This window comes from Streptomyces sp. ActVer (assembly GCF_027270795.1).
GTDB lineage: Bacteria > Actinomycetota > Actinomycetes > Streptomycetales > Streptomycetaceae > Streptomyces > Streptomyces umbrinus_A.
In genome coordinates this window covers 1-14,150 of record NZ_JAPWHT010000263.1, presented here as the reverse complement: position 1 = coordinate 14,150, position 14,150 = coordinate 1, and the positions used below count along the sequence as shown (strand labels likewise).

General features: G+C 70.3%; 12 protein-coding genes and 2 tRNA genes. 4 read left to right on the top strand and 10 right to left on the bottom strand.

Annotated features, from left to right (window positions below; genetic code table 11):
- The 4 genes from O3Q52_RS33575 to O3Q52_RS33560 form a co-directional block, all read right to left on the bottom strand.
- A partial coding sequence (locus O3Q52_RS33575) for a glycosyltransferase family 39 protein (protein ID WP_269652432.1) occupies positions 1-1,710 on the bottom strand: 1,710 nt, incomplete at its 3' end.
- Complete coding sequence (locus O3Q52_RS33570; protein WP_269652431.1) at positions 1,707-3,185, bottom strand: bifunctional glycosyltransferase family 2/GtrA family protein; 1,479 nt, start codon at positions 3,183-3,185, stop codon at positions 1,707-1,709. The genes O3Q52_RS33570 and O3Q52_RS33575, both read right to left, overlap by 4 nt.
- A gap of 14 nt (positions 3,186-3,199) precedes the next feature.
- A complete protein-coding gene (locus tag O3Q52_RS33565; protein ID WP_269652430.1) occupies positions 3,200-4,837 on the bottom strand; it encodes a HAMP domain-containing sensor histidine kinase in 1,638 nt (545 codons plus the stop codon).
- Positions 4,834-5,574 (bottom strand): response regulator transcription factor, encoded by a 741-nt coding sequence (locus tag O3Q52_RS33560; protein ID WP_055616400.1) that lies wholly within the window; start codon positions 5,572-5,574, stop codon positions 4,834-4,836. Before O3Q52_RS33560 ends, O3Q52_RS33565 begins: the two co-directional genes overlap by 4 nt.
- A 236-nt stretch (positions 5,575-5,810) precedes the next feature.
- On the opposite strand from O3Q52_RS33560, the gene O3Q52_RS33555 reads away from it, so the two are divergent.
- Positions 5,811-7,076: a PQQ-binding-like beta-propeller repeat protein gene (locus O3Q52_RS33555; protein ID WP_269652429.1), complete on the top strand. Its 1,266-nt coding sequence runs from the start codon at positions 5,811-5,813 to the stop codon at positions 7,074-7,076.
- 49 nt (positions 7,077-7,125) lie between these two features.
- On the opposite strand, the gene O3Q52_RS33550 is transcribed toward O3Q52_RS33555, so the two are convergent.
- From O3Q52_RS33550 to O3Q52_RS33535, 4 genes are all read right to left on the bottom strand, one after another.
- Positions 7,126-7,983 carry an amidohydrolase family protein gene (locus O3Q52_RS33550; protein ID WP_269652434.1) on the bottom strand — a complete coding sequence of 286 codons (858 nt, stop codon included), beginning with the start codon at positions 7,981-7,983 and terminating at the stop codon, positions 7,126-7,128.
- Between the two features lie 121 nt (positions 7,984-8,104).
- Positions 8,105-8,551, bottom strand: a complete 447-nt coding sequence (locus O3Q52_RS33545; RefSeq protein WP_269652428.1) for an antibiotic biosynthesis monooxygenase — start codon at positions 8,549-8,551, stop codon at positions 8,105-8,107.
- A 105-nt stretch (positions 8,552-8,656) separates the two neighbouring features.
- On the bottom strand, positions 8,657-9,535 hold the full coding sequence (locus tag O3Q52_RS33540; protein WP_269652427.1) for a DUF2797 domain-containing protein: 879 nt from the start codon (positions 9,533-9,535) through the stop codon (positions 8,657-8,659).
- A 79-nt stretch (positions 9,536-9,614) separates the two neighbouring features.
- Positions 9,615-10,028 carry a hypothetical protein gene (locus tag O3Q52_RS33535; protein ID WP_269652426.1) on the bottom strand — a complete coding sequence of 138 codons (414 nt, stop codon included), beginning with the start codon at positions 10,026-10,028 and terminating at the stop codon, positions 9,615-9,617.
- A 269-nt stretch (positions 10,029-10,297) separates the two neighbouring features.
- On the opposite strand from O3Q52_RS33535, the gene O3Q52_RS33530 reads away from it, so the two are divergent.
- Positions 10,298-10,720, top strand: a complete 423-nt coding sequence (locus O3Q52_RS33530; protein ID WP_269652433.1) for a MarR family winged helix-turn-helix transcriptional regulator — start codon at positions 10,298-10,300, stop codon at positions 10,718-10,720.
- Positions 10,721-10,808: 88 nt separating this feature from the next.
- On the opposite strand, the gene O3Q52_RS33525 is transcribed toward O3Q52_RS33530, so the two are convergent.
- Positions 10,809-10,881 (bottom strand) — tRNA-Arg (locus O3Q52_RS33525).
- Positions 10,882-11,112: 231 nt separating this feature from the next.
- Positions 11,113-11,203 (bottom strand) — tRNA-Ser (locus tag O3Q52_RS33520).
- A gap of 321 nt (positions 11,204-11,524) precedes the next feature.
- Here O3Q52_RS33520 and O3Q52_RS33515 point away from each other — a divergent pair.
- Entirely contained in the window at positions 11,525-11,983 is a 459-nt protein-coding gene (locus tag O3Q52_RS33515; RefSeq protein WP_269652425.1) for an SSI family serine proteinase inhibitor, read from the top strand.
- A gap of 358 nt (positions 11,984-12,341) precedes the next feature.
- The coding region (locus O3Q52_RS33510) for a PAS domain-containing protein (RefSeq protein WP_269652424.1) at positions 12,342-14,150 on the top strand (1,809 nt) is incomplete at its 3' end.

The window sequence follows — 14,150 nt, the reverse complement described above, 5'->3', positions numbered from 1 at the left end:
CTTCTGACACCTGAAGATCTCCGGCTGAGGGGGACGGCCCTCTGCCGGTGGCCGTGGACCCGAGCGGGGCCCACGGCCACCGCCGCCGGGTCCGCCCCTGCCGCCCGAGACCGCCGGACCGGCCGTCACGATCGAACCGGTGTGGCCCTCGTTCAGCGTGGTGAGGGTGTACGCCGTCGGACCCGCGAGGGCCGCGACGAAGCTCAGCCCGACGACCCCGAGGGCCAGTCGGCGCCCGAGCCGCGAGACGAAGACCAGGCCGAGCGCGGCGACCAGGCCGCCCACCAGGACCAGCCACTTCAGCCAGGGCAGGTAGTCGGAGGAACGGTTCAGGAGGACGTACCCCCAGACCGCGGTGGCCGTCACCCCGGCCGCCATGGTGAGCGAGACCCACATTTTGCCGCGCTCTTCCCACAGCACGCTCGCGCCCATGCCGATCACGGCGGCGACGTACGGGGCGAGGGCCACGGTGTAGTACTCGTGGAAGATGCCCTGCATGAAGCTGAAGATCACCATGGTGATCAGCAGCGAGCCGCCCCAGGCGAGGAACGCGGCGCGGGCCGTGTCGGTCCGCCTGGCCTTCCAGGTGAGGGCGATGCCCGCGGCGAGCACGATCAGCGCGGCCGGGATCAGCCAGGAGATCTGGCCGCCGATGGAGGAGCTGAACATCCGGTCCCAGCCGGTCTCGCCCCAGGAGCCGCCGCCACCGCCACCGCCGCCTCCGACACTGCCGGTCTCCTCGCCGTTGATACGGCCGAGTCCGTTGTAGCCGAAGGTCAGTTCAAGGAAGGAGTTGTTCTGCGAGCCGCCGATGTACGGGCGGGAGGACGCGGGCCACAGCTCGACGATCGCCACCCACCAGCCGCCCGCGACGATCATCGACAGCCCGGCGAGGAGGACCTGGCCGATGCGCTTGCGCAGGGTCGTCGGCGCGAAGACCACGTAGATCAGGGCCAGCGGAGGCAGGATCAGGAAGGCCTGGAGGGTCTTCACCAGGAAGGCGAGACCGACCGCGGCACCCGCCCACACCAGCCACTTCGTCTGGGCCTTCTCCATGGCGCGCAGCACGCAGTAGACCGTGACGGCCATCAGGAGCGCGAGGGCCGCGTCCGGGTTGTTGAAGCGGAACATCAGCGCGGCGACGGGCGTGAGCACGAAGACCGCCATCGCGATGAAGCCGGCCGCGGCGCTGAACCGGCGGCGCAGGGCCCCGTACAGCACTCCGGCCGTGGCGACGGCCATGAGGACCTGCGGGAACAGGATCGCGAAGGAGTTCAGGCCGAACAGCCGCACCGACAGGGCCATCGGCCACAGGGAGGCCGGGGGCTTGTCGACGGTGATGGCGTTGGCCGAGTCGAGCGAGCCGAAGAAGAAGGCCTTCCAGGACTGGCTGCCGGCCTGGACGGCCGCGGAGTAGAAGGAGTTGGCGTACCCGGAGGCCGTGAGGTTCCAGGTGTAGAGCGCGCCGATCAGCAGCAGCGTGCCGAGGAACGCGGGACGCGTCCAGCGGTGGTCCTCGGGCCGCCCGCGCCACAGGCGGCGTACGAAGGGCTGCTTGGGGCTGCCGTCCTCGGGGGCGGCCGGCGGAGCAACCACGGGCTCCTGCGCGGCGGTCGACCCGGTCGGTCCTGGCGGTCCCCAGTCGGGGCTCGCGCCCCCGGAGGGGCCGACGCCCCCCTGATAGGTCGTATCGGGCTGAGTCGTCGTCATCGTGCGTCCCTCGGATCGTGATCGTTCGGACGCACCGGCTGGAGCTGCATGGTCGCGTCCCCCCAAGTCTGGTGGTCGTGCGGAGAGTGGGTCGTGCCGTAGGGAGCGGACGTCGGGCCGTACGGCTCCGGCGTCGTGCTGTACGGGGACTGCGGCGCCGTCGCGAAGACGGGCGACGCCGGTCCGACCGGCACGGCGGGTGTGTGCGAGGCGACGACGGTCGACGGTGACTCGTCGCGCCGGTCCGGGAACACCCAGGCCCGGAAGAGCAGGAACCGCAGCACGGTGGCCGCGAGGTTGGCGGCGATGAGCACCGCCAGTTCGGTGGAGTGCGCGGGGTCGTTCGTCGCCGCGTTCAGGGCGGCGAGCGAACCACTGGTCAGGGCGAGCCCGATGCCGAAGACGACCAGACCCTGCGCCTGGTGCTTCACCGCGCCGCCCCGGCCCCGCACACCGAAGGTGAGACGCCGGTTGGCCGCCGTGTTGGCGACCGCCGAGACGAGCAGGGCGAGCGCGTTGGCGACCTGCGACCCCGAGAACGTACGGAAGCCGCTGTAGAGCAGCAGATAGAACAGCGTGGACAGACCGCCCACGACACAGAACCCGACGAGCTGGCGGGCGAGGCCCTTCGGTACGCCGCTGATCTCGCGGTCGCGCGGATCGTCACCGAAGGGACGGGCGAGCCGGTCGAGCGCCAGCGAACCGGTGGCCAGGGCGCGCCCCACCCGCCAGACACCCTTCAGGTCGTCGGTCGCGGTCTTCACGATGTGCACGGTCGAGTCCGGGTCGTCGACCCAGTCGACCGGCACCTCGTGGATCCGCAGCCCGGCCCGCTCGGCGAGGACCAGCATCTCGGTGTCGAAGAACCATCCGGTGTCCTCGACGAGCGGCAGCAGCACCTGCGCGACATCGCGCCGGATCGCCTTGAAACCGCACTGGGCGTCGGAGAAACGGGCCTGCAACGAGCCCCGCAGGATCAGGTTGTACGTGCGGGAGATGAACTCCCGCTTGGCGCCCCGCACCACCCGCGAGCTGCGGGCGAGCCGCGAGCCGATCGCCAGGTCCGAGTGACCTGAGATCAGCGGGGCGACCAGCGGGAGGAGCGCGTTGAGGTCGGTGGAGAGGTCGACGTCCATATAGGCGAGGACCGGGGCGTCCGAGGCGGACCAGACGGTGCGCAGTGCTCGCCCGCGCCCCTTCTGCTCCAGCCGGAACGCCCTGACCTCGGCTATCTCCGCCTCCAGCCGCGCCGCCACCAGGGGAGTGGTGTCCGTGGACGCGTTGTCCGCGATGGTGATGCGGAACGCGTACGGGAAGGTGCGGGCAAGGTGCTCATGCAGTCTGAGCACACACGGCTGGAGGTCCTTCTCCTCGTTGTAGACGGGGATCACTACGTCCAGGACAGGCGTACCGGCATTTCCGGCCGGGAGGTGCTCCCGCGCCGGCAGGTTGCCGGGAGAAGGTTCGGTTCGCATGACGAAGACTCTCGTCAGGCGCCCTGTTGCACCCATGTGGTCGTGCTGTGCTGTGCCTGTGAGTACGATTGCGAATTCGATGAGGAAATGAAGGCCTCATGAGAATGCGCGGCTTCGGGCGCCAGCGCGGGCAGGTGCACGGTAAAGACGGTGCGTCCGGGCACGCTGTCCACGGTCACCGCGCCGCCGTGCGCGGCCGCTACGGCCTGCACGATGGCGAGCCCGAGTCCGGTGGACCCGGAGGCACGTGACCGGGACGAGTCGCCCCGCGCGAACCGCTCGAAGACATGCGGGAGCAGGTCCGGCGGAATGCCCTGACCGTCGTCCTGGACATCCACGCACACCCAGGCTCCCTGACGGCGCACGCGCGCGGTCACGGTCGTACCCGGCGGCGTGTGCGTTCGCGCATTCGCAAACAGATTCACCATGACCTGCTGGACGCGGGCGGCGTCCGCCAGCACGAGCGCGGGTTCGTCGGGCAGCTCCAGCCGCCAGTTGTGTTCGCGACCGGCCGCGCGGGCGTCGCTCACGGCGTCCACGACCAGCGGTGAGAGGTCGGTGTGCTCGTAGCTCAGGGGCCGTCCGGCGTCGAGGCGCGCGAGCAGCAGCAGGTCCTCGACGAGCCCGGTCATCCGCCCCGCCTCGGACTCGATCCGGCCGAGCGCGTGTCTCGTGTCGGGCCCGGTCTCCTCCCGTCCGCGTCTGGTCAGCTCGGCGTATCCGCGGATGGACGCCAGCGGTGTACGCAGCTCATGGCTCGCGTCCGCGACGAACTGTCGTACACGCGTCTCGCTCTCCTGGCGCGCGTGCAGGGCTCCGTGGACGTGGTCCAGCATGCGGTTGAGCGCGGCGCCGACCTGTCCGACCTCCGTGTGGGGGTCGGTCTCGGACTCGGGCACCCGCTCGTTGAGCGTCACCTCGCCGCTGTGGAGCGGCAGTTCGGAGACGCGGGTGGCGGTGGAGGCGACCTTGCGGAGGGGGCGGAGGGCGACCGTGACGAGGACGGAGCCGGCGATTCCGGCGGCGATCAGGCCGGCCACCGTGACGCTCACCTCGACGATGACGAGGGTGTTGATGGTGCTGGTGACGGACTCGGTGGGGAGGGCGACGTAGAAGTCGCCCTTGACTCCGGTCACGTACGTGACGCGGTACTCGCCCATGCCCGGGATGTCGATGGTGTGCATGCCGGTCTTGGACACGGAACCGAGCGCGGCCTTCGCCGCCTCGCTGAGTTCGTCGGCGTCCATGCCGTCGAAGGCACCGCCGGTGGACTTCTCCACGGCGACGACCGCCTTGGTGATCCCGCCGTCGGCGTCGACCTGCGCGGCGATGGTGTCTTTCTGCGTCCCGCCCTTGGTGACGAACTCCGTGAGCGGGTCATCCTTCGAGGAGGCCCCGGCGGGCCGCGACAACGCGCCGTCGTTCGGGTTCCCGGGCAACTGGTCCGCCGGCGGACCACCGACTCGCTTGGCGGCCTCGGTCACCTTGTCGCCCAGCTGCTGGTAGAGGTGCTCGCTCAAGGCGATGGTCGTCACCGTACCGATCACCGCACACACCACCGCGATGAGCGCGACCGCCGAGACGACGAGCCGCGTCCGCAGCGTCCGAGGCTGTCGGCGCCGCTGCTTCCGCAGCTGTCGTCGACCGCTCATGACACCGCGGGCTTGATCAGATACCCCGCACCGCGCCGGGTGTGGATCATCGGCTCACGACCGGCGTCTATCTTGCGGCGCAGATAGGAGATGTAGAGCTCGACGACGTTGGCCTGACCGCCGAAGTCGTACGACCACACGCGGTCGAGGATCTGCGCCTTGCTGAGCACCCGGCGCGGGTTGCGCATCAGGAAGCGCAGCAGCTCGAACTCGGTCGCGGTGAGGTGGATGCCCTCGCCGGCCCGCGACACCTCGTGGCTGTCCTCGTCCAGGGTGAGGTCACCGACGACGAGCACCGAGTCGGAGCGGCGGTCGGCGGCACCGGAGCGGCGGATGAGCCCGCGCAGGCGTGCCACGACCTCTTCGAGGCTGAAGGGCTTGGTGACGTAGTCGTCGCCGCCGGCCGTCAGGCCCGCGATCCGGTCCTCGACCGCGTCCTTGGCGGTCAGGAAGAGAACGGGCACGTCGGGCAGCTCGCGGCGCAGCCGGCCGAGGACGGCGAGACCGTCCATGTCGGGCAGCATCATGTCGAGCACCACGGCGTCGGGCCGGAACTCGCGCGCGGTCTGCACCGCACCGGTCCCGTCACCCGCGCTGCGGATCTGCCAGCCTTCATAGCGAAGGGCCATGGACAACAGCTCGGTGATCGACAGCTCGTCGTCCACCACAAGCACTCGGACGGGGCTCCCGTCCGGCCTCAGCAGTTCGGTGCGCCCCTGGGGCGAGGTCGTGGTCATAGCGAACACATTGCTGGGCTCCTCTGAGAACACGCTTTCTGGAACCTGTGAATTCCCTGAGAAACACACAGGCACCTCTCAGGCAACGCTCCGGGAACTCCTTGCCTCCGCGGACTGCGACGGGGGAGGATCCGTCAGCCGCCGGTATGGTGATCAGGGGGTGGCCTGTGGGGGGGGCTGTTATGGCTGGTGGGGACAGACCTGTGCATCTGCTGGGACAGCCGGGACCTGTGCGCATGCGCGACAACCCGATGTACTTGGCGTTCGCGATCGTGTTGCTCATGCTCCCTGTGCTCCTCTTCCTGGGGTGGTACGAGAACCGTGACGTCGTCACGGGTGCGCAGGGGCCCTTTCCCGCCGCGTTCGGCACCGAAGCACCCGTCGCGCCCGAGCACGTCATGCGCCGTGGGACGGGGGAGAGAGCCCTGGTGCACGGCCTGTCCGTGGAGTCGACGGCCGACGGCGCACGGGCGGTGAACCTGCGGACCGGCAAGGAGTACTGGCGCTACGAGCGACAGGACGAGGGCTCCGTCGTGATGTCGTTCGACGTGTCGGGACGCACCGTGGTGATCGCCTACTCGGACAGCACCCTGGTCGGTGTCGATCTGCGCACCGGCAAGCGGCTGTGGCGCGAGGACCTCGGTCACGGCGAGGGCTTCCGCAACGTGAGCCTCGGCGCGGGTCAGGCCCTGACCGCGGCACCCGGCGCCGTGCGCGCCTTCGACGAGCGCGACGGCCGGAGCCTGTGGACGGCGAAGACGCCCAAGTCCTGCTCCGAAGTGGGCGTCTATGCCGTGTACTCCCTGCCGGACCATGTGAGCGCGGTCCCGGTGCTGTGCAACGTGGCGAGTCCCGACACGGACAAGGAGCAGTACTACCTCCTGCTCGGCGTCGACAACCGGACGGGGAAGGCCCTCTGGCAGCGGCGCATCAGCGACCCCAAGTGGGCGGTCAGGGGCGACGCACACACGCTGGCCGCCCCGAAACCGGACACGGACGACTCACCACCGGCCGTCCAACTGCTCGACATGAGCCGGGAAGGAGCCATTCCGCGAGCCGACCTGGACACCACCGCGTGGAATCCGGTCGGCGCGGGCAGCGGCACCGTGCTGCTGGCCACCGACGCCGAGGGCAACGGCGACGGCGACCATGACACCGTCCTGCACGCCTACGACACCGAGGACGGCCGCCTCGCCTGGCGGCTGAAGGCGCCGGCCGGCCAGGAGTACGGCTCAGGCGTGATCGCCGACGGCCGGGTGTACCTCGTGCGCCAGCCCCTCCTCACCGAGGCGGACGCCAAGCGCCGTGTCCGGGACGCCGAGTTGCTCGTCCTCGACGCGGACACCGGGCGCGCGCTCCGCACGCTGCGCCTGCCTGCCATGACCGCGCCCAACGACGACGTCTACTTCATGAAGCTCGACGTCCACCAGGTCACCGACGGAGCACTCAGCCTCTCCTGGCGAGAACTGTCGACGGACGAGCAACTCATCATCACCGACTGACCCCCGCCGCCTGTTCCCTTCCTCCGCCCACGCCTCTCCTCCCAACTCCTCACAGCCCGAACAGCCGCGCCCCGTTGTCATGACAGACCGCCCGGAGCCACTCGTCCCCGAGACCCAGCCCCTCCAGCACACGCAGCTGATGGACGTACGGATAGGGGATGTTGGGAAAGTCGGTCCCGAGCAGGATCCGGTCACCGAGGCCGGCGAGTCGGAGGAGCGCCCGCCGGGGGAACGGGGCGAACTGCTCGCTGAAGTCCGTGAACGCCATCGTCGTGTCGAGCCGCACCTCGCCGAACCGCTCGGCGAGGCCGAGAAAGTCCTCGTACTCCGGCATCCCCATGTGCGCGAACACCAGCCGCAGCCGCGGATGCCGAGCGAGCACCCGCCCGATCGGATCGGGCCCGGTGTGCTTGCCGGGCGACGGCCCCGAACCGCAGTGGATCACGACAGGCATCCCGGCCTCGGCGAGCAACCCCCAGGCCGGATCGAGGAGTTCGTCGGCCGGGTCGTACGCCCCCACCTGGACGTGCGCCTTGAAGACCCGCGCGCCCTCGTCCACCGCCTTGTGGACGTACGCCGCCACGCCCGGCTCCGGGAAGAGGGTCGCCGTATGGAGACAGTCGGGGGTCCGGCCGGCGAACTCGACAGCCCACTGGTTCAGCCACTCGGCCATGCCCGGCTTGTGCGGGTAGAGCATGGCGGTGAACGCCCGCACCCCGAACTCCCGGAGCAGCCCGACCCGTTCGCGCTCCTCGGCCCGGTAGGTGATGGGCCACTCGACGCCACCGGTCAGCGGCCCGAGCGCGTCGAAGTACTCCCAGACCTTCTTCAGGACCCGCTCGGGCATGAAGTGGGTATGGACGTCGACGAGCCCGGGAAGCCCGAGCCCTTCCCAGAACAGCCGCACTTCAGCGGTCTCGTCCGACGTGCCTTCCGTGTCTGTCCTTTCGCCCCCGTCCGGCCCGTCGTACACGTCCGGCCTGTCCTCACCGTCCGGCCGGTCTGCCCCGCTCGCCGCACCCACCCCGTCAGCCGTGCTCACGCTCGAACCCATGGCTTCGCTCGACCTTGGCGACGTGCAGGGTGTAGCGCTCGTACCACTCGGCACGCCCGCGCCTCTGTGCCGCCCGGTGCTCGGCATTGGTCCGCCACTCCTCGACGGCGTCCGCGTCTCGGAAGTACCCGACGGTGATGGACAGCCCGCCGGGGGAACCCGCGTAGTCCATCCCGAGGTATCCCGGGATCTTCTCCACCAGCTCCTCCATCCGCTCGTTGGTCTCGGCGTACCCTCCGGCCGCCCCCTCCCGTCCGCCCTCCTCCGTCTTCACCGAGGTGAACACGACGGCGTAGTAAGGCGGTTCGTATGCGGCGACGGGCACGACGGGGGCGGAGCCTGGAGCGGAGGCAAAGCCAGTGGTGGCGGGAGAAGGGGTGGCGGGGGCATCGGCGACAGGCGCTATGAAGTGATCGCTCATGTCGCCCACTCTCGGCCCCGCCGTCGCACCACGTCCAGGGCCTTTGCCGAAGGGGATCCACGAGGGATCGATCTCTTGACCATTCCGCCCGCCTCCACCTGTCCCTCAGAAGAGTCCACCCTGAACCCCACCGAACTCCCGTACAGGCACGGTGACTTCACGTCGTTCACCCCGCTCGCCCCCGCCGGTCCCGGTCAGTTCCCAGCCGGTCATGAGCCGCGTGTCGAGCACGACCACCCCGCGACCGGTCCGCAGATGCAGGTCGGGCCCGGCGGCGGCGACGTGCTCCCCGCTCACGACACCCCCCGCCACGGGCTCACCGACGACACCGGCGGCGGGCGGCAACCCGTCCAGCCCGAAGACCGCCGCATGATCGACGGCCGCGAACGGCATCCGCTCCAACGCCTCGGGCCACCCGCCCAGCCCCACGGCCCGGGCATGCAGCTCCCGGACCTCCGCCACCCGCACCCCCGCGTCCGGCAACTCGCTCCGCACGGCCCGCTTGGCGTCGTACGGAATCCGGTCCGGCACCCCCAGCGCCGTACGCAGCAACTCCTCACTCCGCCGGGCGGCCATCAGCGGTCCCCGCCCCAGCCAGGTGAAGACGACGGCGCCCTGCTCCAGCAGCCGGGCGGAACCGCGCTCGACGGCGGTGATGCCGACCTTGACCAACCCGGGTCCGAACCACGCCAGATAGACGGAGTAGGGCCGTGGATCGTCGGCGATGGTGTCCGCGGCGACGGAGTGGGCCCGGTCCAGCCGCCCGCACTCCTCACACCGGGCCCCGACGCTCCGCCCGGACACCGCGGCCCCGGAAGGACAGCTGTTCCCCCGCGCCCCCACACATGTCCGCCCGCCCTCACCGGCAACGGCGAACGCAACCCGCTTCCCCCACGGCAACGCACTTCGACGCCCCCCGTCCCACGTCAGCACGGGCCCTTCTCCGCCCCACCGAAGCCCCGTGCATTTCCACAGCTGTGCCATCACTCACGAGCGTAGAGGGCACCACTGACAACGCGACGTCCCTCGGCAACTCGACGCCCCTCGGGCAACACGACGACCGTCAGACCACGGACTCGGAGGAAGCAGACTCGGAGGGGCCGGATCCCGAGGCGGCATCCGACCGCAGCACGCCCTGGGCCCCATGCACCCCATGCACCCCCTGCATCCCCTGGGCGGAGACAGCCACGCCGGTGGTGGTCACCGAACGCCCCCGCCCGGCCAGACGGCACCCGACACACGCGGGATGCCCGGCCCGCGCGGCACGGTCCCGCACCCACATGCCCCGCTCCGCCACCGGCCGGATCCCGGGAGGTTTGCCCCACCCGGCCAGATGCAGCGCCCAGGTCACCAGCACACCGAGCCCCACGACGCCGAGACCCAGCCAGATCCCGGCCACCGAAGTGCCCACAACGGCCACGGCGCAACCGGTCCACCCGGCGACGGTGTGCCCTTCGTCATGCTGATGCCCGCTCATGTACGTACCTCCTGACTGCGCGAAACCGCCAGACCGACGGGCTGACGGGCCGCCGGGGCGACGCACGCCCAGAATCCGCCCGATCCCGATCCTCTTAGCAAGTAAGAAATTTACCTTACGAACTAAGGGATCTTCCAGGGGGCGGACAGGGTGAGAATGAGGAGCGAGAGAAGAAGAAGGAGCAGCGGGTGAGTGAGAAGAGGGCGAGCGAGAGTGGCTCGGGCCCGCGCCGGCGCCCGCCGGCCACCCCGGCGGAGACCCTCTCGGCGATGGACCACGTCATCGCCACGAGCATGGTCGCCCAGCACGAGATGGCCCAGCGCCTGGGCCTGAACGCCTCGGACCTGACCTGCTTCGGCTACGTCCTGGAGGCGGGCGAGGACCTGCTCACGGCAGGCGACCTGGCCGCCCGCGCCCACGTCACCACCGGCGCGGTCACCGGCATCGTCAACCGCCTGGAACGCGCGGGCTACGTGACCCGCCAACCCGACCCGTCCGACCGCCGCCGCGTACGCATCGCCGCGGTCCCGTCCGCGGTCGACCGCGTCACCGCCCTCTACGGCCCGTACTACGCCCGCCTGACGGAACAGTTCAACGACTACTCCCCCGCCGAAATCGCGGTCCTGAACGACTGGTTCACCCGAACCGGCAAGTTGATGAGGGACTATCTCGAAGAGGTCCGCGGAACCTGACCGCCACGCTTCTCCGCCACACACCCCAACACCCGCCCACCCCAACGCAAGAGGCCCCGGACTCACCGTCCGGGGCCTCTTACCTGTGTGCACTCGGCAGGATTCGAACCTGCAACCTTCTGATCCGTAGTCAGATGCTCTATCCGTTAAGCTACGAGTGCTTGTGTGTTCTGTTGTCTTCGCTCTTCCTTCCGGGCTTTTCTTCCCGGTCGGCGTTGCGGGAACAACATTACATGACTGGCGGCGTGAGGCGAAATCCGTTTGTCGGACCTGGCCTGACCTGCGCAAACGACCCCGAAGCGGCCCCCGGCGAGGCTCGCCGGACGCACCGGAACGATCAAGGAACGACCGAAGCCCCGGTCAGTGATGACCGGGGCTTTCGGGATCTTCGGCGGAGGCGGAGGGATTTGAACCCTCGATGGGATTTAAGTCCCAAACCGCATTAGCAGTGCGGCGCCATAGACCGGACTAGGCGACGCCTCCAGCACAACCGTCCGCGCGAGCGCGAATGGTGCGTGCAGATGATGACACAGCCGAGCGGGCTGTCACCAATCGCCCCCCACGGTACTAGGCGGAAAGGTCAGAGGGCAAAGCCCATCCCGCGGCGCAACGTCACGGCACGGAGGGCGTTAGAGGAGTGGGCGCACGCCCCCGGCGACGCCGACCGACGCCGGACGACGAGACCGCCGGACGACGAGACCCACGAGACACCGGAGCCGACGCGGAGGTCGTCCCTCGGGTCCCCGCCGATCCGGTCCCCGCCGATCCGGTCCCCGCTGATCCGTCTCACCCACTGGAGCCCTCATGCTGCGCCGTCTCGCCCTCACCGTCGCCACCTCCGCCGCCGCGTCGCTCGCCGCGCTGTCCGCGGCGCCGCCGGCCGCGTACGCCGCGTCGCTTCCCGTCATGCCGCCACCGGTGAACGGCGCGGACGACGGCGACCGGCTCACCGTGACCGTGAGCAAGGCGGGCGGCGGCAAGGACGGGACGTTCGAACTGGACTGTCACCCGGTGGGCGGCAGCCACCCCGACGCCCGGGCCGCCTGCGATCAGTTGGACCGGAGGACCACCTGGGGCAAGGACCCGTTCGCGCCGGCCGCGCCGGGCGGGATGTGCACGATGCAGTACGGCGGTCCGGCCACCGCGCACGTCACGGGGACCTGGGCCGGACGGCCCGTCGACGCTACGTACGCGCGTGCCGACGGGTGCGAGATCGCCCGCTGGGACGCCCTCGTGCCGGTCCTTCCGGGGTTCGGATCGTAGAAATCCGCCCCGCAGGAATCTTCGGGCGTCCTCGGGAGTCTTCAGGAGCTCGGTTCGTGAGCTCGGTTCGTGAGCTCGGTTCGTGAGCTCGGTTCGTGGAGCATGAAGGGCGGAGCGGAGGAGCGGCGTGGACAGGAATCACACAGCGGGCTCATGGGCCCAGGGCGCGAAACGCACGGTCACAGGTTCTCCGTGTCTTCTGCGTCCGTTCTGCGTCCCCTCTACGTGCGACCTCCCTCTCATCCGGCGTCGCGAGCGCAACCACTGCCCGTAGACTCCCTCGCGTGACACGTCGCGGACCGGTTGGCAAGATGGCACCCGCGGTCGGCAAGGTGCGGTAACAGGGAGGAAGCGTCTCGTGAGCAGCAGGCCATCCCGAGGCGCTGCTCGCCTCGCAGCCATACTCGACGCGCTTCCCGATGCGTTGGTGCTGGTCAACGCCAATGGGACGGTCGTCAACGCCAACACCATCGCCCTGGAGGCCTTCGAGGCCCCGGGCACGGCTCTCGTCGGTCGCGGACTGCTCGATCTGCTGCCGCAGTTCGACTCCCGGCTCATCCCCGGCACGATGCGGCGGCCCGACACCGTCGACGAGAGCGGCCGCACCAGGCCCACCCGGATGATCGCCCGCCGCACCGACGGCAGCGAGTTCCCGGTCGAGGTCACGAGCGCGAACCTGGAGAACGGCCAGCAGGCCTACGACGGTTACGGCTACACCAGCGATGAGCTGCTGATGCTCGTCGTACGCGATCTCTCCGGCACCGTCGACACCGAGGCGGAGCTCGCACGTTCGCAGCGGCAGACGGAGATGATCCTGCGGGCCGCCGCCGAGGGTGTCGTGGGAACGGACACCGAGGGACGGGTCGTTCTCGTCAATCCGGCCGCCGCTCAGATACTGGGTTTCCGGGCCAGCGACCTGGGCGGGCAGGAACTGCACCCGCTGATGCTGCACTCGCGCGCCGACGGCGAGCCCTTCCCGTACGAGGAGTCGCCGCTCGCCGACACCCTGCGCTCCGGGCGCAAGCACCGGGTGCGCGGGCAGGTCCTGTGGTCCAAGAGCGGTGACAAGGTGCCGGTCGACCTGACCACCGCGCCCGTACGGGACGGCGACCAGCTCGTCGGAGCCGTGATGACCTTCACGGACCGCCGGCCGTACGACTCGCTCGCCGAGGAGAAGGACGCCGAGGCCCAGCGGCACCAGGAAGAGCTCGAACGGGCCGCCGAGGAGCACGCGAAGGAGCTGGCGGCGCTCCGGGAGGAGCACGGCACGCAGCTCGCCGAGCTGAGCGAGCGGCACGAGGAGGAGCTGGCCGCCGGCGACGACCGGTACGCGGCACTCGCCGAGCGCGAGAAGGACCGGTACGAGGCGCTGTCCGCGCGGCACGAGCAGCTGCTCGCCGTGCTCGGGCGTTCCCTGCGCGGGCCGCTGGACCAGCTGCGGACCGAGCTGTCGGTCCTCGCCGCGGACGACGCCGGTCAGTTGTGGCCCGAGGCCAACCAGGTGCTGCACCACCTCTCGGCCGGCTACTCGCGCATCACCACACTCGTCGACAACGTGCTCGCCTACCAGCGCCTCGACTCCGGGACCGAAGAGGTCACCCGTACGAAAGTGATGCTGGACGCGGTCGTCGCGGCCGGTGTCGACGGGGCGGTCGAGCTGATCGGGCCCGGTCGGGTGCAGTTCGCCGTGCACGCGCCGCCCATCGAGGCCGAGGTCGACCCGCAGCGGCTCGCGACCGCGCTCGCGCATCTCGTCGCGGACGTCGCGGGCGTCGACTCCACGGGCAACGCACCGGTCTCGGCCGGTGGCTACATGGACAACACGGTCGTCGTGGCGGCCGCGCAGCGCGGCGAGGTCGTACGGATCGAGGTGCGCGGGCCGTACACCGGGGGAGACCCGGTGCACGAGCCGATCGTGCGGGGGATCGTGCGCGCGCACGGCGGAGTGCTGCAGACGCACGAGGTTCCCGGGATGAGCGGCAGCGCCTTCGTTCTCGAGGTGCCGATCGGGGGCGGAGCCGGAGCGGTTCCGGCTCCCGGTGCTGATGCCGGTACGGCCCTGGCCGTGAGTGCGGGTACGGGTGCGGGTGCGGACGCCGGTGTGGGTCCGGGCTCGGCTCCGGGCGGTGGCGGCGTCGGTTCCGCGGTCGCGCTGCCCGAGCAGGCC